This is a genomic window from Actinophytocola sp. (genome assembly GCF_009379765.1).
Lineage (GTDB): Bacteria > Actinomycetota > Actinomycetes > Mycobacteriales > Pseudonocardiaceae > Actinophytocola.
Map to the genome: position 1 here is coordinate 25,309 of NZ_WHTD01000052.1, position 20,574 is coordinate 45,882.

The 20,574-nt window shown below is 70.7% G+C and carries 13 protein-coding genes and 1 tRNA gene; 11 read left to right on the forward strand and 3 right to left on the reverse strand.

Features of this window, described 5'->3' with window-relative positions:
- Positions 1-390: 390 nt before the first annotated feature.
- Positions 391-2,667 carry a DEAD/DEAH box helicase gene (locus GEV28_RS17680; protein WP_291413190.1) on the reverse strand — a complete coding sequence of 759 codons (2,277 nt, stop codon included), beginning with the start codon at positions 2,665-2,667 and terminating at the stop codon, positions 391-393.
- A 341-nt stretch (positions 2,668-3,008) separates the two neighbouring features.
- Between GEV28_RS17680 and GEV28_RS17685 the strand changes: the two genes are divergently transcribed.
- The 7 genes from GEV28_RS17685 to GEV28_RS17715 all read left to right on the forward strand — a co-directional run bounded on the left by GEV28_RS17685 (position 3,009) and on the right by GEV28_RS17715 (position 14,591).
- Positions 3,009-5,348 (forward strand): sodium-translocating pyrophosphatase, encoded by a 2,340-nt coding sequence (locus GEV28_RS17685; RefSeq protein WP_291413176.1) that lies wholly within the window; start codon positions 3,009-3,011, stop codon positions 5,346-5,348.
- A gap of 113 nt (positions 5,349-5,461) precedes the next feature.
- Complete coding sequence (locus GEV28_RS17690) at positions 5,462-6,058, forward strand: hypothetical protein (RefSeq protein ID WP_291413177.1); 597 nt, start codon at positions 5,462-5,464, stop codon at positions 6,056-6,058.
- A gap of 132 nt (positions 6,059-6,190) precedes the next feature.
- Positions 6,191-8,986 (forward strand): type I DNA topoisomerase, encoded by a 2,796-nt coding sequence (gene topA, locus GEV28_RS17695; RefSeq protein WP_291413178.1) that lies wholly within the window; start codon positions 6,191-6,193, stop codon positions 8,984-8,986.
- A 205-nt stretch (positions 8,987-9,191) separates the two neighbouring features.
- Entirely contained in the window at positions 9,192-10,469 is a 1,278-nt protein-coding gene (locus tag GEV28_RS17700; protein WP_291413179.1) for a hypothetical protein, read from the forward strand.
- Between the two features lie 45 nt (positions 10,470-10,514).
- A complete protein-coding gene (locus GEV28_RS17705; RefSeq protein WP_291413180.1) occupies positions 10,515-11,162 on the forward strand; it encodes a hypothetical protein in 648 nt (215 codons plus the stop codon).
- A 187-nt stretch (positions 11,163-11,349) separates the two neighbouring features.
- Positions 11,350-13,404: a dTMP kinase gene (locus GEV28_RS17710; protein ID WP_291413191.1), complete on the forward strand. Its 2,055-nt coding sequence runs from the start codon at positions 11,350-11,352 to the stop codon at positions 13,402-13,404.
- Complete coding sequence (locus GEV28_RS17715) at positions 13,401-14,591, forward strand: DNA polymerase III subunit delta' (RefSeq protein WP_291413181.1); 1,191 nt, start codon at positions 13,401-13,403, stop codon at positions 14,589-14,591. Before GEV28_RS17710 ends, GEV28_RS17715 begins: the two co-directional genes overlap by 4 nt.
- Positions 14,592-14,713: 122 nt before the next feature.
- Here the strand turns inward: GEV28_RS17715 and GEV28_RS17720 are convergent, their stop codons facing one another.
- A complete protein-coding gene (locus tag GEV28_RS17720) occupies positions 14,714-16,801 on the reverse strand; it encodes a hypothetical protein (RefSeq protein WP_291413182.1) in 2,088 nt (695 codons plus the stop codon).
- A 113-nt stretch (positions 16,802-16,914) separates the two neighbouring features.
- Here GEV28_RS17720 and GEV28_RS17725 point away from each other — a divergent pair.
- Both GEV28_RS17725 and GEV28_RS17730 read left to right on the forward strand, forming a co-directional pair.
- Positions 16,915-16,988 (forward strand) — tRNA-Thr (locus GEV28_RS17725).
- Positions 16,989-17,350: 362 nt separating this feature from the next.
- Positions 17,351-18,613 (forward strand): IS110 family transposase, encoded by a 1,263-nt coding sequence (locus GEV28_RS17730; protein ID WP_291413183.1) that lies wholly within the window; start codon positions 17,351-17,353, stop codon positions 18,611-18,613.
- A 301-nt stretch (positions 18,614-18,914) separates the two neighbouring features.
- On the opposite strand, the gene GEV28_RS17735 is transcribed toward GEV28_RS17730, so the two are convergent.
- A complete protein-coding gene (locus tag GEV28_RS17735) occupies positions 18,915-19,307 on the reverse strand; it encodes a hypothetical protein (RefSeq protein ID WP_291413184.1) in 393 nt (130 codons plus the stop codon).
- A 101-nt stretch (positions 19,308-19,408) separates the two neighbouring features.
- Between GEV28_RS17735 and GEV28_RS17740 the strand changes: the two genes are divergently transcribed.
- Both GEV28_RS17740 and GEV28_RS17745 read left to right on the forward strand, forming a co-directional pair.
- The gene (locus GEV28_RS17740; protein WP_291413185.1) at positions 19,409-20,251 is read left to right on the forward strand and encodes a helix-turn-helix transcriptional regulator; all 843 of its coding nucleotides are present in this window, start codon (positions 19,409-19,411) and stop codon (positions 20,249-20,251) included.
- A 3-nt stretch (positions 20,252-20,254) separates the two neighbouring features.
- On the forward strand, positions 20,255-20,434 hold the full coding sequence (locus tag GEV28_RS17745) for a DUF397 domain-containing protein (RefSeq protein ID WP_291413186.1): 180 nt from the start codon (positions 20,255-20,257) through the stop codon (positions 20,432-20,434).
- The last annotated feature ends 140 nt before the right edge of the window (positions 20,435-20,574 follow it).

A 20,574-nucleotide genomic window follows, 5' to 3' on the forward strand; every position in this document is an offset into this window, starting at 1 on the left:
GCGGTGGGCGTTCCGCAGAAATGCCGTTCCACCGCACCCAACCCGTCCCGCTGTTCGGCGCCGCTCCCGCAACCAGGCGGCCGGACCTGGGACGGGGAGCATGCCGGGCGCTCGCTGGAGGAAACGGTCTCCCGCGGCGCGGCCAGCAACGGAACATCGGCGAGAACCTGGCCCCAGGGATGGCCGTCGCACGTGGAGGTCTCCGCCTCCCCGTAGCCACCACGCGCGACGGACGCCCCGCCGATGCTCCAAGCCTGACCGCGCGCCGACCCGAGCGGTAGCTGACCGCTCCTCGCGCGCCTGGTGTAACGCAACGCGCCGGGGCTGCCGGATCTCCGGCCCCCGGCGCGTTGCCCTGGTTGTGGACAACCACTGTGGACAGTGGGTCGGTCAGGCGGCGGGGCTCTGGTTCCTCGCGGTGACCACCCGGAGGACCGCGTCCAGGACGGCGACGGCGCCAGCCTTGTCGAGGGGCTCGTTTCCGTTGCCGCACTTAGGGGACTGCACGCACGACGGGCAGCCGGCCGGACATTCACAGGCGGCGATCGCGTCCCGGGTTGCCGTCAGCCAGGGAATCAGGGCGGTGTGGCCTCGGTCGGCGAAGCCCGCGCCGCCGGGGTGGCCGTCGTGGACGAAGACCGTCGCTTCGCCGGTGTCCTGATGCAGGGCCGTCGAGACGCCGCCGATGTCCCACCGGTCGCACGTCGCGAACAGTGGCAGCAGGCCGATCGCCGCGTGTTCTGCCGCGTGCAGGGCGCCGGGGACGTCGCGGTGGGCGACGCCGGCCTCCGCCAGCAGTGCCTCGCTGAGGGTGTACCAGACGGCTCTCGTGTGGAGGGTCTGCTCGGGCAGGTCGAGGGGGATCTGGTCCAGGACCTGGCCGGACGGCAACCGGCGGAGGTAGCCGACCACGTGGGACGTGACGGCCACCTCGCCCAGGCTCACGCTGACGTCGGCGCCGAACGCGCGGCGCTCCACAGTGGACAGTACGGAGATGTCGATCTGCTCGCGGGGCATGGTCGACCATTCCGGGTCCTCGCGGTGCACCATGGCCAGGCCGGACTCCAGGTCGAGGTCGTCCACCACAAAGGAGGTGCCCTGGTGCAGGTACACGGCACCCGGGTGCACCGTCGCGCACGCCGAGCCGGGGTCGACCGTGCCGAGCATCCGGGCGGAGTCCGTCTCCACCACCGCGATCTGCTCGCCGCCCGAACCGCGGATGTCCACCGAGGAATGCGGGCGCTCGCGCGAGGTCCAGAACCAGCCGGTGGGCCGGCGGCGCAGCATGCCGTCGCCCACCAGCTCGTCGACGACCCGCCGGGCCGCGGCGCCGCCGAACGTCGACAGGCACGCGTCGGTGAGCGGGAGCTCCATGGCCGCGCAGGCGAGCTGGGGTCCCAGCACGTACGGGTTGGTGGGGTCGATGACCGTGGCCTCGACGGCTTTGTCCAGCATCGCCGACGGGTGGTGCACGAGGTAGGTGTCCAGCGGGTTGTCCTGCGCCACGAACACCACCAGAGCGGAGTCCCCGGCCCGCCCCGCCCGACCGGCCTGCTGCCAGAACGACGCCAGCGTCCCCGGATATCCGGCCACCACGACCGCGTCCAGGCCGGCGATGTCGACCCCGAGCTCGAGCGCGTTGGTGCTCGCGACCCCCAGGAGCGAACCGTCCGCGAGGGACTTCTCCAACGCCCGGCGCTCCTCCGGCAGGAACCCCGCCCGGTACGCGGCCACCCGGGACGGCAGCGACGAGTCCACTTCGGACAACGCGTGGCGGGCCGAGAGCGCGGTGAGCTCGGCACCCCGCCGCGACCGGACGAACGCCAGCGTCCGCGCACCCTCCACCACGAGGTCAGTGAGGATCCGTGCGGTCTCGGCACCGGCCGACCGGCGGACCGGGGCGCCGTTCTCCCCGGCCAGCTCCGCCAGCAGCGGCGGCTCCCACAACGCGACCGTCCGCGCGCCCCGCGGCGAGCTGTCCAGGGTCACCGCCTCGCAGGGCACCCCGGACAGCAGCGACGCCGAGTCCGCCGGGTCGGACACCGTGGCCGACGCCAGCACGAACACCGGGTCCGACCCGTACCGCCGGGCCACCCGCCGCAGCCGGCGCAGCAGCAGCGCCACGTGCGAGCCGAACACCCCGCGGTACCCGTGGCACTCGTCGACGACCACATAGGACAGGCGGCGGAAGAAATGCGCCCACTTGGCATGTGCCGGCAGGATCCCGCGGTGGAGCATGTCGGGGTTGGTGAACACCCACCGGGAGTGCGCCCGCACCCAGTCCCGCTCCGGCAGCGGCGTGTCCCCGTCGAAGCTCGCCGCCCGCACCTCCGCCACGCCGAGGGCGGAGGCCGACCGCAGCTGGTCGGCCCCGAGAGCCTTGGTGGGCGAGAGGTACAACGCCGTCGCCCGCGGGTTGGCGGCCAGGGCGGTGAGCACCGGCACCTGATAGGCCAGCGACTTCCCGGACGCCGTCCCGGTCGCGACCACCACGTGCCGCCCGGCGTGGGCACGCGTGGCCGCCTCGACCTGGTGCGCCCACGGCGCCGACACCCCGCAGCCCGCGAACGCCGACCGCAACGACGAGGACACCCAGTCGGGCCAGGGAACCGAGGTGGCCGGCCGCTCCGGCAGCTCGCGCACGTGCCGCAGCGGGTTCTCGCCCATCGGCACGCCGGCGAGCACTCGGTCGAGCAGCCGACGGCCACGCTGTGCACCTGGCTGCGTACCCACGAAACGAGCTTCGCACATCCCACCGACAGCCCTGGGAAGCGGCCGGGGCGGCGGGCTGGATCGATGCTCTTAATCGATCATGCGGCCGACCGGCGACGTTGCCGAGATCGCAGTAGGTGGGACGGCTCGCGGAGCGCGGAAGTCCAACCAATAGACTCCGCCGACGTCCCATCAACACCTGGTGGCGCACCCGTCCCGAACAGGGACGATGCCGTGGCCCAGTATCGGCTGCCCGGTATCCGCGCCCATATCAGGCAGAAGTACCTGGAGGACCGATGTCCTGGCAGTACCTAGCGGAAGGCCCGCCGCTGACCGGCGGTGACCGCGGCGTAGTCGTCGTGGTGGCCGTGATCGCTCTCGCCGCCCTCGCCGTTGGCTACGTGCTGCTGAAGGAGGTGCTGGCCGCCGGCCAGGGCACCTCGAAGATGCAGGAGATCGCCAAGGCCGTGCAAGAAGGCGCGGGGGCATACCTGAAGCGGCAGCGGAACACCCTGGTGATCTTCGGGGCGATCGTGTTCGTCCTGCTCTTCTTCCTACCCGCCGACGGCTGGGGCGAGCGGATCGGCCGCTCGCTGTTCTTCGTGGTCGGCGCGGTGTTCTCCTTCTCCATCGGCTATCTCGGCATGTGGCTCGCCACCCAGGCCAACCTCCGCGTCGCCGCCGCGGCCCGCGAGCAGGGCGGCCGCGAGGTCGCGATGCGCGTCGCGTTCCGCACCGGTGGCGTCGTCGGCATGTCGACCGTCGGCCTCGGCCTCTTCGGAGCCGCGGTCGTCGTCCTGGTCTACGCGGGCGACGCGCCCAAGGTGCTCGAGGGCTTCGGCTTCGGCGCCGCGCTGATCGCCATGTTCATGCGTGTCGGCGGCGGCATCTTCACCAAGGCCGCCGACGTCGGCGCGGACCTGGTCGGCAAGGTCGAGCAGGGCATCCCCGAGGACGACCCGCGCAACGCCGCCACCATCGCCGACAACGTCGGCGACAACGTCGGCGACTGCGCCGGCATGGCCGCCGACCTGTTCGAGTCCTACGCCGTGACCCTGGTCGCCGCGCTGATCCTCGGCTCCACGGCGTTCGGCTCGCAGGGCCTGCTGTTCCCGCTGATCGTGCCGGCGCTCGGCGTGATCACCGCGGTCATCGGCGTCTACATCACCCGCGCGAAGGTCGGCGAGAGCGGCCTCACCGCGATCAACCGGTCGTTCTACATCTCCGCGCTGATCTCCGCGCTCCTGTGCACCGTCGCGGCCTTCGTGTTCCTGCCGACGTCGTTCTCCGAGCTGAGCGACGCGGCCGAGCCGGACATCAGCGGCAGCCCGGCGCTCATCGCGGCCGTCGCGGTGATCATCGGCATCGTGCTCGCCGGCATCATCCTCTGGCTCACCGGCTACTTCACCGGCACCGACTACAAGCCGGTCAAGGACGTCGGCAAGACCTCGCTGACCGGTGCGGCCACGGTGATCCTCTCCGGCATCTCGGTCGGCTTCGAGTCCGCCGTCTACACCGCGCTCGTCATCGGCGCCTCGGTGTACGGCGCGTTCCTGCTGTCCGGCTCGCTGTTCGTGGCGCTGTTCGCGGTCGCGCTCGCCGGCTGCGGCCTGCTCACCACCGTCGGCGTCATCGTCGCGATGGACACCTTCGGCCCCGTCTCGGACAACGCGCAGGGCATCGCCGAGATGTCCGGCGACGTCGAGGGCGAGGGCGCGCAGATCCTCACCGAGCTCGACGCGGTCGGCAACACCACCAAGGCGATCACCAAGGGCATCGCGATCGCGACCGCCGTACTGGCCGCGACCGCGCTGTTCGGCTCGTACCTGACCGCCATCCAGGAGGCCATCGCGGACGTCGGCTCCACCCTGGCCGACGCGCCGAGCTCGTTCTCCTTCCAGGTGTTCAGCCCGAACGTGCTCGTCGGCATCATCGTCGGCGCGGCGGTCGTGTTCATGTTCTCCGGGCTCGCGGTCAACGCCGTGTCCCGCGCGGCGGGCGCGGTCGTGTTCGAGGTGCGCCGCCAGTTCCACGCGAACCCGGGCATCATGGACGGCTCGGTCCGGCCGGAGTACGGCCGCGTCGTGGACATCTGCACCCGCGACTCGCTGCGCGAGCTGGCCACCCCCGGCCTGCTCGCGGTGCTCGCGCCGATCGCGGTCGGCTTCGGTCTCGGCACCGGCCCGCTGGCCGGCTACCTGGCCGGCGCCATCGCCACCGGCACCCTGATGGCCGTCTTCCTGGCCAACTCCGGTGGCGCGTGGGACAACGCCAAGAAGCTGGTCGAGGACGGCAACCACGGCGGCAAGGGCTCCGATGCCCACGCGGCCACGGTCATCGGCGACACCGTGGGCGACCCGTTCAAGGACACCGCCGGCCCCGCGATCAACCCGCTGATCAAGGTGATGAACCTGGTCTCGCTGCTGATCGCGCCCGCCATCGTGACCTTCTCGATCGGCGCGGACGCCAACGCCGGCCTGCGGATCACCATCGCGGTCATCGCGCTGGTGCTCATCGTGGCCGCCGTGGTCGTGTCCAAGCGCCGCGGCACCGCGATCGCGGACGACCCGGCCGACCAGATCGACGCGTCCGACTCGGCCGACCCGGAGAAGTCGGTCACCAACGGCGTGTCCTGACCCGACCGAACCCACGAACGGGCCCGCCGCGCGACAGCGCGTGGCGGGCCCGTTCGGGTTCGTCATGATCCACCGGTTCCCAAGGGTCGAACTGGTGTTCTATCCTTTGTCGGGTGGCGCAGTTGTCGTTCTACTCCGCCGAGGCCAACCCGCCTGCCCGGGGCGACCTCGCCGGGCTGCTGTGCGGCCCCTCCCGGCTCGTGAGCTTCGGGGGCGTGACCGCCCGGCTCTCGGTGTCCGTCCCCGAGACGTGGCGCGCGAGGGCGCTCGAGCAGGCGCTCGCCGAGCGCGGCGTCGACGCCACCGTCTACACCGCCGAGGACGGCCTCCTCGTGCGCACCGCGTTCCGCCGCGACCTCATCGGCCTCGCCGCCGCGTGGACCACCGGAACGGACAAATCGTGCCCGGCCGGCCTCGACCTCGCCGGCGCGGCATTGCGACTCTGGGTATTCGCCGCGGGCTGCTGGATCGACGGCGGCTACCTCCTCCGGCTCGATCCGCACGCTCCCGACACGCACGAGCCGCTGAATTCCGCGGTGGCTGCGTGTGGTTTGCCCGCGATCCGCCACCATTCCGATGACGAGGGCCCTGGCCTGCGGATATCCGGCCGGCGGCGGCTCGCGAGGCTCGCCGAGCTGGTCGGCGGACCACCGTCCGTGGCCGCCGAATCGGACTGGCCCGCGGTATCCCGTGTGCGGCAGACGGCCTGAGCGTGCTACCCAAGTAATAGGGGCATACCGCCGCCGCGAAGTGTGCCGCGAGGCACCTGGGGGTAGGTATCACGGTGAGCAACGTGCACACTGTCGAGCTGAGAGTGAGCTTGACGAGAGAGCGGGACAAGCGTGGCAGGGACAACCAAGGCGGGCAGAAGCGGCGGGACCAACGGGTCGGAGCCGCGGCGGCTGGTGATCGTCGAGTCACCGGCCAAGGCGCGCAAGATCGCCTCATACCTCGGCCGGAACTTCGTCGTGGAGTCCTCCCGGGGGCACATCCGCGACCTTCCCCGGAAGGCCGCCGAGGTGCCCGCCAAGTACAAGGGCGAGTCCTGGTCCAACCTCGGCGTCAACGTCGACAACGGCTTCGAGCCGATCTACATCGTCACGCCGGACAAGAAGTCCACGGTCACCGAGCTCAAGGAAGCTCTCAAGACCGTCGACGAGCTCTACCTCGCGACGGACGGTGACCGCGAGGGCGAGGCCATCGCGTGGCACCTGCTGGAGGCGCTCAAGCCGAAGGTGCCGGTGAGCCGGATGGTGTTCCACGAGATCACCGAGACGGCCATCCGCGCCGCCGCGGAGAACACCCGCCCGCTCGACCAGGACCTCGTCGACGCCCAGGAGACCCGGCGCATCCTCGACCGCCTCTACGGCTACGAGGTCAGCCCGGTCCTGTGGAAGAAGATCACCCGCGGCCTGTCGGCGGGGCGCGTCCAGTCGGTCGCCACCCGCATCGTGGTCGACCGCGAGCGGGAGCGGATGAAGTTCGTCCCCGCCTCGTACTGGGACATCTCCGCCAAGCTCGACGCGGGCGCCGAGGCCGACCCGCGCAACTTCGGTGCCCGGCTGCTCTCGGTCGACGGCACCCGCCTGGCCACCGGCCGCGACTTCAACCAGGACGGCAGGCTCAAGTCCGAGTCCAGCGTCCTGCGGCTCGACGAGCCCGAGGCCCGGCGTCTCGCCGGCGCGCTCACCGGCGCGGCGCTGTCGGTATCCAGCGTCGAGGAGAAGCCCTACACCCGCAGGCCCTACGCGCCGTTCATGACCTCCACGCTGCAGCAGGAGGCCGGCCGCAAGCTCCGGTTCTCGGCCGAGCGGACGATGCGCATCGCCCAGCGGCTGTACGAGAACGGCTACATCACCTACATGCGTACCGACTCCACGACGCTGTCCGAGACGGCGATCGCGGCGGCCCGGTCGCAGGCCCGCGAGCTGTACGGCGACGCCTACGTCTCCCCGCAGCCGCGCCAGTACACCCGCAAGGTCAAGAACGCCCAGGAGGCGCACGAGGCCATCCGCCCGGCCGGCGAGGTGTTCCGCACCCCCGGCCAGGTCGCGGGCGAGGTGCAGTCCGACGAGTTCCGCCTCTACGAGCTGATCTGGCAGCGCACGGTCGCCTCGCAGATGGCCGACGCCCGCGGCACCACCATGAGCGTCCGCATCACCGGCACCGCGGCCAGTGGCGAGGAGTGCACGTTCGCCGCGTCCGGCCGCACCATCACCTTCGCCGGCTTCCTGCGCGCCTACGTCGAGGCCGTCGACTCCGAGGAGGGCGGCGAGGCCGACGACGCCGAGCGCAGGCTGCCGCACCTCACCAAGGGCCAGGACGTCACCGCCACCGAGCTGAACCCGGACGGCCACACCACGAGCCCGCCGCCGCGCTACACCGAGGCGAGCCTGGTGAAGACCCTGGAGGAGCTGGGCATCGGCCGCCCGTCCACCTACGCGTCGATCATCAACACCATCCAGGACCGCGGCTACGTGTGGAAGAAGGGTTCCGCGCTCGTGCCGTCCTGGATCGCGTTCTCCGTGATCGGGCTCCTCGAACGGCACTTCGGGCGGCTCGTGGACTACGACTTCACCGCCGCCATGGAGGACGAGCTCGACCGCATCGCGTCCGGCCAGCAGCAGCGCACCCAGTGGCTCACCGGGTTCTACTTCGGCGGCGACATCGGTGCCGAGGGCTCGGTCGGCCGCTCCGGCGGGCTCAAGAAGCTCGTCGGCTCGGGCGTGGACACCATCGACGCACGAGAGATCAACTCGATCCCGCTGTTCGCCGACGCCTCCGGCCGCGCCGTCGTCGTGCGGGTCGGCCGGTACGGTCCCTACCTCGAGCGCGACGGCGACGGCCCCGATCCCGGCGCCAACCCGCAGCGGGCCAACCTGCCGGAGGACCTGCCGCCGGACGAGCTGTCCGTCGACCTCGCCGAGAAGCTCTTCGCCACCCCGGTCGAGGGCCGCACGCTCGGCACGGACCCGGTCACCGGGCACGAGATCGTCGCCAAGGAAGGCCGCTTCGGCCCGTACGTCACCGAGGTCCTGCCGGAGTCCGACGACGAGACCACGAGCAAGGCCAAGAAGGCCAAGCCGCGCACGAACTCGCTGTTCAAGTCGATGGCCATCGAGTCGGTCTCGCTCGACGACGCGCTGCGGCTGCTGTCGCTGCCGCGGGTGGTCGGCAACGACCCGGCCAGCGGCGAGGAGATCACCGCGCAGAGCGGCCGCTACGGCCCGTACATCAAGAAGGGCACCGACTCCCGGTCGCTCGCCAACGAGGCGGACATCTTCACGGTCACCCTCGACGAGGCGCTCAAGCTCTACGCCGAGCCCAAGCGCCGGGGCCGGCAGGCCGCCGCGTCCGCGCCGTCGCTCAAGGAGATGGGCAACGACCCGGTGTCGGGCAAGCCCATGGTGGTCAAGGACGGCCGGTTCGGCCCGTACGTGACCGACGGCGAGTTCAACGCGTCGCTGCGCAAGTCCGACAGCGTCGAGGCGCTCACCGACGAGCGCGCGGCCGAGCTGCTGGCGGAGAAGCGCGCGAAAGGCCCGGCACCCAAGCGCGCGACCACCCGCCGCAAGGCCCCCGCCAAGACCGCCGGCAAGGCACCGGCGAAGAGGTCCACGGCCAGAACGAAGTCCTGACCGCTACCGTTCGCGTTCGTGAGCGAGCTTGCGAGCGAACCAGAGTTACAGGGCGACCGCGAGCGGCGGCACCGAGCCTGCGAGGGGGTGTCGTGAGCGAGCTTGCGAGCGAAACAGTGTCACAGGGCGACCGCGAGCGAGCTTGCGAGCGAACCATGACACAGCGGCACCGGGCACGGCATCACCGAGCCTGCGAGGGGATGTCATGACCGGGGAGGACCATGTCGCGCGGTACGCGGCGGCGGTACGCGGGGAACGGACCGAGCCGGCGCCTCGACCGCCCGAGATCGACCGTCGGGCGGTCGAGGCCTGGTTCCGCCGCCGCGGGCTGCCGCTGGTCGTGCGGCGCGACATGCGCGGCTCGGCGCTCCTGCAGCGGGCCACGCCAGCACTGACGTTCCTGCTGGTGAACGACCCGCTCGCGGCGCTGATCGCGAAGCTGCTCGACGTGCCGCCGGCCGAGCTCGAGCGACTGTTGAGCAACACCGCCTACGTGTTCGCGCTGTTCGCCGTCACCATCGCCACGCTGGTCGCGCCGTTCGTCGCCGGTTGGCTCGTGGCGAAGTGGATGCGGACGATGAACCGCGACGGCCGGCTCGTGCTGGCCACCATCGTGCTCGTGCTGACCGTCGTCGTCCTGCCGGTGGTCGAGTGGGTAACGGGCCTGCGCTCGCCGCTGTGGCTCGGCCTCACCATCAACGTCGGCGGCACGCTGCTGATCCTGTTCGTCGTCTACGTCGGCGCCGGGTCGATCGCCGCCTGGAGCCTGCGCAGCGCCCTGTCCCAGCTCGGCGCCGTCGGCACGCTGGCCACCCGGGCGCTGCCGCTGCTCGTGCTCGTCGTGCTGTTCGCGTTCTTCGCCACCGAGATGTGGCAGGTCGCCGAGGCTCTACCGCGCTGGCGACTGTGGCTGGTCGTCGGCGTCCTCGCGGTTCTCGCGGTGTTGTTCATGGCCGCGATGCTGGGCGAGGAGCTGCGCGCGATGGCCGATCGGGCCAGTGCCGGCCGGGTACCCGACCTCGCCGCGCAGCTGCGCGGCACCCCGCTCGAGGGCCTCGCCGCCGGAGCTGAGACAGCCGACGGGCAGGTCCGGCCCCAGCCACTGTCCCGCGCCGAGCGGATCAACGTCCGGGTGGTGCTGTTCGTGGCGCAGGCACTGCAGATCGTGGTGCTGACCCTGCTCGTGTTCTGCCTCTTCGTCGGCCTGGGGGCACTCGCGGTCGACAAGTCCGTCGTGGATACCTGGCTCGGCGAGGGCAAGTTCCTCGAGAGTGGGACGTTCTTCAATCTGGAGCTGCCGGTCTCGAAGGCCCTGGTCCAGGTGTCGATCTTCCTGGCCGTGGTCTCCGGGCTGTACTTCACCGCGTCGGCCGCGACCGACCCGCACTACCGGAAGGCGTTCTTCGATCCGCTGATCGACGACGTTCGAGTCAGCCTCGCGGTGCGGCAGGTTTATCTCGCCCACAAGGCCGACGGGCCTTAACCTGGAACACGCAGTGACGACCAGGTAGCCCAGGGAGTTTCGCGCATGACGAACGACGGCACCCAAGACCCAGGTCCGCCGCCGGTTCTGGCCGACCCGCTTGCCGGCCTCGTTACCGGCGGCCGTTACGAGCCGGAGCCGCTCCGGGTGCGGGTGGTCGAGCCGTCGATGCCGGACATTTCCGCGGTACGTGCGGCCATGGCCAACGTGCTCGACGAGGACTCCGAGCTGAACCTCGGCCCCGTCGCGCCGGTGTTCGACTCGGACCTGGGCACCGGCTGGGCCGACCCGTCCACCGGCGGGATTCCGACCCAGGCCGCGCCGCGGGCCGCCGAGCAGGCCACCCCGGCCGCCGACCCGCCGGTGGCGAAGGTGCCGGTGTCTCAGGTGCCGGTCACCCGGGTGCCCCGGCCCGCGGCCATTCCGGCGCAGCGGTCCCGCCCACGCGGCGCGGTCCCGCCGGCCAGGGTGCGGCCGCCCGCGATCCTGGCGGAGAAGACGCGCCGCATCCGGGTGCCGCGGGGGTTCACGCCGAGCCAGACCAAGCCACTGCCGGGCACCAAGGGCAAGGGCAAGGGCACGTCCTCCGCCGCGAGCGTCGCGCTCATCATGGCGCTACTGTTGGTGATCGCCGTGATCGCCATCGTGTTCCTCGTGAGCTTCATCGACACGATCTCGTCCATCTTCAGCTGACCCCGCATACCCGGGCGTGCCGTGCGCCAGGTCACCTACTACCGTTCGATCATCCGTACGTGCTCGGATGCCGGCTACGCTGGATTACGGGCTGCGTGGAGGTGGGGTGGCGGGTATCAGCGGGGGACCGGACTCGAGTGTCGGCGTGCGGACGCCGACCGAGTCGAACGCGTCCCTCACGCACCGGATGCGGAGCGTGCTCGCCATCCGGGGCTTCCGCAGACTCTGGGGTGTCACCTACCTGTGCAGTATTGGTGACTGGCTGTCACTGCTCGCGCTCACCGGTCTGGTCACCAAGCTGACCGAGGGATACCAGGCGCAGAGCTTCGCGTTCGCCGGCGTCGTGCTCACCCAGCTGCTGCCCGGCCTGCTGTTCGCGCCGCTGGGCGGGTTGTTCGCGGACCGGTTCGACCGCCGCAAGATCATGGTCATCTGCGACGTTCTCCGTTGCGCGCTGTTCATCTCGATCGCCGTCGTCGGCTCCACGATCTGGCTGTTCATCGGCAACTTCCTCATCGGCTGCTGCGCGATGATGTGGATCCCGTCGAAGGACGCGGCGGTGCCCAACCTGCTGCGCCGGCCCGACCAGGTCGAGACCGCGAGCCAGCTCGGCATGGTGATGACCTACGGCATCGCGGTCATCAGCGGCGCGGGCCTGTACGCGGCGATCACCGGCATCACCACCAACCTCAACGTGCAGCCCGACCCCGACGGGCTCGGCATCGCCAAGATCATCCTGGCGATCAACGGCCTGCTGTACCTGGCCAGCGCGATCGTCGTGGCCACCCGGATCCCCGAGCTGTCCCGCCGCGACTCGGCACCGTCCCCGCGCCTGAGCCGAAAGGAACGCAAGGCCCGGGAGGACGAGGAGAAGACCGGCTTCGCCCAGATGGTCCGCGACGCGGCGCAGTTCGTACGCAGCACCCCGCTGGTGCGGGGGTTGCTGGTCGGCATGATCGGCGCGTTCGCGGCCGCCGGCGCGCTGATCGGCTCGGCACGGCCCTACGCGGACAGCCTGCGCGGCGGCGAGTCCACGTTCGGTCTGCTGTTCGTGGCGATGTTCATCGGCCTCGCGGCCGGCATGGCCGGCGCGCCGAAGCTCGCCCGCAGGCTGCCGCACAACCGGCTGTTCGGCATCGCCATCGTCCTCGCCGGCCTGGTGCTGTGCCTCGTCGCGCTGTCGCCGCACCTGGCCGTCTCGCTGATCACCGTGATGATGGTCGGCGCCTGCGCGGGTGCGGCGTTCCTCACCGGCGTGACGATCATCGGCACCCAGATCGAGGACGCCATCCGCGGCCGGATCAACGCGATCTACCAGTCGCTGATGAAGATCATCCTCGCGGCCGCGATGGCGCTGACCCCGCTGCTGGTCGGCCTGGTCCAGCCGCGCAACGTGATCGTCTGGGGCCGGCCGATGACCATCGACGGCACCCGGCCGGTCCTGCTGGCCGCGGGGCTGCTCGCCGCGCTCGTCGGCGTCATCGCCTACCGGCAGATGGACGACCGGCGCAGCGAGCCCATCCTCGCCGACCTGCTCGCCGCCATCCGCCGCAAGCCGCGACGCTCAACCGGCCTGCTGATCGCCATGGAGGGCGACACGGTCGACGACACCGCGTTACAGGCGCACCTGCTGTCCGACTGGCTGAAACGGCCCGGCACCAAGGAAGTGCTGCTGGCCAACGACCCCGCACTGGACGACGAACGGTTGCAGTCGGTTCTGTCCGGGGCGCATCTGGCGGGTGCCAGGGCGCAGGCGCTGGTGGCCGCGGCGGTGCGGGCCGACATCGTGGAGCGGCAGATCCGGCCGGCGCTCGACCGCGGGGCGCTGGTCGTCATGGAGCGGTTCGTGGACAGCCCGCTGGCGCACCTGTCGGTCGCGGCCGGCCTCGACCCGGCCGAGCTCGAGGGCCTCGCGGACTGGGCCACCGCGCGCCTGCGTCCCGACGTGACGATCCTGCTCGACCGCGACCCGAGCACCCTGACGGAGTCGCGGACCCGGTCGACCGAGCATCACTGGCACGTGCAGCGAGTGCTCACCGAGATGGCGTCGGCCGACCCCGACCGGTACGTCGTGGTCGACGCGGACGGCACACCCGAGCAGGTCGCGGTGCGGGTGCGGATCGCCGTGCAGACGACGTTGGCCGGGCGGCGCATGGCGAGCATGGTGCCGAGCGACAGTCTGGCCCCGGTGCCCGCGTCGGTTCTCGTCCAGAAGGCCGTCGAGAAGGTGGAGACCACATGACCGTGTGGGATCAGGTCGTCGGGCAGCCCGAGGCGGTCGGGATCCTGACCTCGTCCGCCGCCGTGGCCGCGTCGATGGTCGACGGGACGTTCACCGGCTCGGCGTCGGCGGTGCCGCACGCGTGGCTGTTCACCGGCCCGCCCGGGTCGGGCCGCTCGGTGGCGGCCCGCGCGTTCGCGGCGGCGTTGGAGTGCGGGACGGGGGTGGGGTGCGGTGAGTGCCCCGGCTGCCGGACATCGATGGCCGGCACGCACGCCGACGTGCACGTGGTCGTGCCGGAAGGCCTGTCGATCTCGGTCGCGGAGATGCGCGCCCTGGTCCAGATCTCCGCCCGCCGCCCGACCGGCGCGCGGTGGCAGGTCGTGATCATCACCGACGCGGACAGGCTGACCGAAGGTGCCGCGAACGCCCTGCTGAAGGCGGTCGAGGAGCCACCGGAGCGGACGGTGTTCCTGCTGTGCGCGCCGTCCGACCACCCCGACGACGTCCCGGTGACGATCCGGTCGCGCTGCCGCCACCTCGGCCTGCGCACCCCGTCGGCGCCGGCGATCGCCGAGGTCCTCCGCACCCGGGACGGGATCGCGGACGACATGGCCCGCTGGGCGGCGTCGGTGTGCGGCGGCCACGTCGGCCGGGCCCGCCGCCTGGCCACCGACGAGGCGGCCCGCTCCCGGCGCGAGTCGGTGCTGCGGATCCCGCTGTCGCTTCGCCGCCTGCCGGACGTGTTCACCTGCGCGGACGACCTGGTGAGGTCCGCCGAGGCGGACGCCGTCGAGGTGAGCGGCGCCCGGGACGAGGCCGAGAAGGACGCCCTGAAGACCGCGATGGGCCACGGCGGTACCGGAAAGGGCACGGCGTCGGCGACCCGGGGCAGCGCCGCGGCGATCAAGGAGCTGGAACGCCGCCAGAAGAGCCGAGCGACCCGAACCCAACGCGACGCGATCGACCTGGCCCTGGTGGACCTGGCCAGTTTCTACCGGGACGTGCTGGTGGTGACCAGCGCCGCCGCCGCGGCGCTGAACCACCCGGACCGCGAGCCCGACGCCCGCCAGGCCGCGGGTTTGTGGGCGCCGGAGTCGACGCTGCGGCGCCTGGAGGCGGTCCTGGCCTGCCGCGAGGCGTTGGAGCTGAACGTGAAGCCCCGGATCGCCATCGAGGCGATGCTCATCACCCTGCACCACGGCTGACCCGACGCGCGCACATCCGGTTGTCCACAGGGCGGCTCTCGCCCGCCCTTTTTCGTCGGTGGTCACCAGTAGGCTGGAAACCGGGGCCGGAGGCCAACGGCCCCCGCCGGATCACCGCCGGATCACCGCCGTCGTGGCTTGCGGGCCTGCTGGGCCTTGCGCAGCCGCCGCCTCCGCCGGGCCGCTTCGCTGGGCGTCACCCTCGCGACCGGCACCACCTTCGGCGAGTCGGTTGCCTCGACGTCACCGGCCTCGTCCGCGGGCGCCTCGGTCTCGAGCCCACCGGCCTCCTCGACCGTCTCGGTCAGCCCGGCCTCGACCTTTGGCCCGGCTTCGGTCGCCACGGCCGACGGCCCGGCTTCAGTCACCTGCGCAACAGCTTCGGCCCGCGGCTCGGCCTCGGCCTGCGGGGCGCCCTCCGTGACCGCCTCCGCCGCGGAAGCGCCGGCCGGGTCACCACCGCTCGGGTCGATCGCGTCCGACTCGGCCTCGGCGGCATCGGTGCCCGCTGGTTCGGCTTCCGGTTCCGCGGGCGGTGCCTTGTCGGCCGGCGGGTCCGGCTCGTCGCGCGGCGGGCCGGGTGGGAGGCCGTTCGCGAGGGCGTAGCCGCGCGGGTTGCGCAGCGTCGGCACGGCCGCCACCAGCACCACACCCACCAGCAGCATCGCCGTGCCGGTCCAGAACATCGGGATCGTCCGGTAGGCGAGCGTCGTGTACGCGAGCCCCGGCGGGGTCATGCCCTGCGGGCGCGGCGTCGGCGGCGGCACCGGCTGGTCGGACGGAAGGCACACGACCCCACCCGTCGGCGCGTACGCGCGGGCCACCTGCTCGCCCAGCGACACCTGCGCCAGCGCCGACGGCAGGTTCGGCAGCCCCAGCGCCGCCGTCGGCAGCACCTGCAGGTCCAGCATCCGCGCGGTCGCCCCGAGCTGGTAGCCCTTGAACGGGTCGGTCATCCCCATGCCGCGCTCGTCCAGCTGCGCGACACCCAGCCGCAGCACGCCGAGGTCGAGCTTCTGCAGGCCCTTGCTGACCGCGTCCGTCACCTGCTGACCGTTGGCGAGCAGGGCACCGATGATCGGCAGCTTCTCCGTGCCTGGCACGCCCGGCAACGGGATCCCGATCGGGATGTCGAGCGACGGGTGCGCCGCGTCGAGCCCGCCCAGCCGCTTGCCGCCCTGCCAGACCTCGAGCACCGGCGCCGTGTACTTCACCGACGACGTCTTCTCGTCGCCCGTCGACGTCACCCGCAGCGTCGGCTGGCTCACCACCCGGATCTCCATCGCGAACGGCGTGCCGGCCAGCAGCTGGATCTTCGCGACCTGCAGCGTCGACGTCGACTGCACGGCCTTGTTCTTCGAGCCGGGGATGTCCACGAGCCGCACCGTCGACCGCGCCGACAGCGTGTTCGGCAGGCTCAGCAGCGCGCCCGTGCCGTCCGCCTTCGGGCTCGCGCCGCCGGACAGCACACCGCCGAGCGTGCTCAGCGGGCCGGACAGCTGCTTGAGCCCGTTGACCACGGCCGCATCCTGCCGCGCGGTGAGCTTCGACGCGTCGAACACGCCGCTGAGGTCGGTGACGTTCGGAAGCGTCGGGATCGCGTTGACCAGCGACAGGCTGCCGACCTCGGTGGAGGCGTCGGAGATCGTGTCCACGCACGGGCCGAGCGCGTCGTCCCACTGCGCGTGCACCTGGCCGCTCAACGCGCTCGCCGTGATCAGCGAGTCCAGCGGCGTCGACGGCAGCGACAGCCCGCTGTGCGTGGGCTGTGGGTTGTTCGGCGGCGCGGTCTGCGCGAGCGCGCCCGGAGCCTGCGGGCTCGAACCCTGGAGCGCGAGGCCCCCCGGCGCCGCTTCTGCCACCGACCGCTCGAACGCGAGGTAGGCCTCGGAGTTCGCCTGCGCGCTCGCGAGCCCGAAGCCGAACTCCGCGGCCGCCTGTTTGGGCAGCTTGTCCTCGGCCCCCGGCACGATCGTCTTGGTGGGCGCCGAGTTCGGCAGGAGCCGGATGATGCCGAGCCCGGTGCCCGAGTCGCCGACCGCGTGCGCCGTCGGCGTGGGGCCGACGGGCGCCGACATCGGCGGCGAGTTCGGATCGGTCGGTGTCGGTACCGGCGTCGTCACCGGCTGCGCGAGCGCGGGCGCCGCGGAAAACGCCAGCACGACAGCCGCGAGCGGCAACGCCGTGGCGACGACTGAGCGTCCGCGCATCGGGTGGGGCCTCCTTGTAACCGAGTCACCGGTCCCCGACCTGTGTCCGGTTTCCTAACGAGACCGCCACCCCGCAGGTGACGCCCCAGCGCCAGCTACACTGAACCCGCTTCGCCGCCTTAGCTCAGTCGGCCAGAGCGGCTCACTCGTAATGAGCAGGTCAAGGGTTCGATTCCCTTAGGCGGCTCGCTCTGGCGACCCCTGTCCGCGGAATGCGCGGACCGGGGTCGCTCGCGTTTTGTTTGGGGGCCGAGCCCCCAAACCCCCACGGTGCGATCATCTCTCGACCCAGCGGGGCCGCGGTTCTCTGCAGCGGGTTAGTCTCCGATCTCCCCTGTCGGGGAGCGCCGTTCCGGGCTGAAAATGCTGGGCGGCTGCCCGTTGACGTCGTGTCTCCTTGGTCCTGCTGAGGCCGTGGGTTAGTCGGGCGCTGGGAGATGCACGTTTGGGCTGTTCACTGTTGCTTCGAGCACGAGGATTAGATTCGCCGTTCCCTGCAGCTCCCACGGGTGACCGCCCTTGTCGGTGACCGTTGCGGAGGTGGGCACGATGCAGGTCGATCAAGTCGATCAAGAGATCATTCAACGGATCGCGGCGTTGGATGTCGGCAAGGCCGAGGTGGTGTGCTGCGTCCGGGTACCAGGTCCTGGGCCAAGTGCACGACGGATGCAGGAGGTCCGCACCTTCACCACGATGACGAGATCGCTGCTGAGCTTGGGTGACTGGCTGGCTGAGCTGGGTGTCACCAGGGTGGTGATGGAAGCCACCAGCGACTACTGGCGGGCGCCGTTCTACCTGCTGGAGGACCGGTTCCAGACGTGGCTGGTCAACGCCAAGGACGTCAAGCACCTGCCGGGGCGCCCCAAGACCGACCGGTTGGATGCGGTGTGGTTGTGCAAGGTCGCCGAGCGGCAGATGCTGCGGTCCAGTCTCGTCCCGCCACCAGCGATTCGTGAGCTGCGGGACTTGACCAGATACCGGGTCGATCTGATCGGCACCCGCACGTCGGAGAAGCAGCGGGTAGAGAAGCTACTGGAAGACGCGTTGATCAAGGTGTCGGTGGTGGTCAGCGACATTTTCGGCGTATCGGGTCGGGCAATGCTGGCGGCGCTGGTCGCCGGTGAACGTGACCCGAAGGTGTTGGCGCTCATGGCTCGCGGGTCAATGCGATCCAAGACCGGCCGGTTGGAGGAGGCGTTCACTGGCCGGTTCAGCGAGCATCACGCGTTCCTGCTGGCCACGATGCTGAACCGGGTCGATGCGATCACCGCGGACATCGCCACGGTGCAGGCCCGCGTCGACACCCAGATCGCCCCTTTCGGTCGGGCGGTGACCCGGCTCGATGAGATCACCGGCGTCGGGCTCACCACCGCGCAGACGATCACCGCCGAGATCGGCGTGGACATGTCCCGATTCCCGACCTCGGCCCATCTGGTGTCCTGGGCCAGGTTCGCGCCCGGTATCAGCGAGTCCGCTGGCCGCAAGAAGGGCAACAGCGGCACCGGCCACGGCAACCGCTACCTCGCCCGCGTTCTGGGCGAAGCGGCCGTCGCGGCCAGCCGCACCGACACATTCCTCGGTGAAAGGTACCGGCGGATCGCCCGCCGTCGTGGCAACAAACGCGCCGTCGTCGCCACTGGCCGATCGATCCTGATCATCATCTGGCATCTACTCAACGACGAGACGACCCGATTCGTCGACCTCGGATCCGGCTACTACGACAGCCGCGTCAACCTCAACCGCAAGATGCGCAACCACGTACGGCAGCTGCAGAACCTCGGCCACCGCGTCACCCTCGAACCCGCTGCCTGAGCACGACCACACCGACCAGCGCGACGCCCACCGCCGTGCCAGGCAACCACGTCACCAACCAGCATGGTCACCAGCACCAGTCACCTTCATTTTCGGATTAGGAGTGAGAGTGCACGCTGGTGTCGACCAGGTTGCTTGCGGAAGTCGACGAGCGACGCAACTTCCGTACGAAGGCGACTGAAGCAGCACGAGTGCACGGACTCGCCAGCGGCAGCCTCCGCAAGATCCACGCCGTGCTGATGGAGCCGGCAAGCCCGACGTTCGGTGAAGAATCCCGGCAGTTACAGGGGTTCCGTGCCGGTCAGCACGGCTCTTGGCCCAGGGCGGCCAGGCACGCCGAGCACGCGGTGAAATCGTTCCTGTTCGGGTTTGGTAGGTCGGCGACCAGCCACGCGCCGCAGACCGCCGGCCCGACAGCGGCGCCGTCGATCACGCTCACCGTGGTGGTGCCGTTCTTGGTCGCGCGCACGTGCCCCCGCTGTGGCTCAAGGTAGGAATGCCCCCACGGCGCGGTGCGCAGCCGCGCGTGCCGCTGCACGGCCCTGCCCAGCGCGACCAGGTCCCGGCCGAGCTCGACCCCGTCCCCGGCCGACGGTCGCGCGGCGTCGCGGTCGTGCGTGCCCAGGATGAACCGCGCGATGCGAGTGTTGAGGCCGGCCAGCTTCGCCATGAGCACCGACTCGCCGTGGTCCATCTGGTCGTCCTGCCAATCCGCCGTTCCCGTGGCACTATTTGCCCGCGCGCTTTCACCGAACGTAAGGCGTTGACCGCACTGACAGAAAGAGACGGACATCCATGGGCGGCAAGCACAGGCCGGGGACACCGCGCGACCGGGCGTTGGGCGCGGAACTGCGCGCGATCCGACAAGCCGCTGGCAAAAGCCTCCACGAGGTCGCCAAGGTGATCCAGTGGAACGTCTCCACGCTCAGCCGCCTGGAACGCGGTCAGCGGCACATCTCCCCCGAGGCGGTGATGGGCCTCGCGATGATCTACGAGTTGCCCGCCGAGCGCCGCGACGAACTGGTCGCCTGGGCCAGCAAACCGGTCGCGCTCGGCTGGTGGGACCGTCCGCTACCCGGCGTCCCCGGTGATCTGGGCGCCCTGGCTTCCTACGAGCACGAAGCCGTCCGCATGACGGAATGGTGCCCGGGCATCATCCCGGGTCTCCTGCAAGTTCCGGAATACGCCGCTGAAACTATGCACGGCACGGGCGTGCCGGAATCCGAGGTCAACCCCCGCATCGGTGCCAGGCTTCAGCGGCAGAAGCTGCTGGACCGACGCGACCTGGACTATCTGGCGCTCATCGGGTCCGCCGCCTTGACCAACCAGCTCGGAGGACCAGCGATCTTCGGCAAGCAGCTTCGCCACCTGCTCGCGCTGTCCAGGCGTGACGGTGTGACGGTGCGATTGGTTGAGGCGCCGACTCCGTACATCTTCACCAGCTGGTACCTGATGACCTTCGAACAGGCCGGACCGGTGGTCATGTTGGAGCACCTGGGCTCGTCCACGTTCCTGTTCGACGAGGAGACCGACCCGTACACCTACGCCCGCAAGCAGCTCCGCGACATGGCTCTGTCAGAGCGGGCAACGCAGGATAAACTTGAGGAGCTGATCGAACGGAGCGACCTCGGGAGCTAGCTCATGCGCCAGGAGCCGTTACGGTTCAAGAAGTCTCGCCGTTCGGCCGGACAGTCCGCCTGTGTCGAGGTTGCCCACACGTTGCGCCATATCCGCGACAGCAAGAACCCCGCCGGCTCTTTCCTGCACGGCGTGGACGTCACCGCGCTGATTGCCGCGCTCCGCATCCCACCAACCGGGTGAACTAAGGAATTGTCTCAAATTAACTTGTACATGTCGTGATTGTTCTGTCATGGTTCTGGTATGGCCATGGTCGTGGAGATCGATGAGCAGGTCCTGGCGGCGAAGTTCGGGACGATCCTGCCGCACTTGGATGAGCGGCA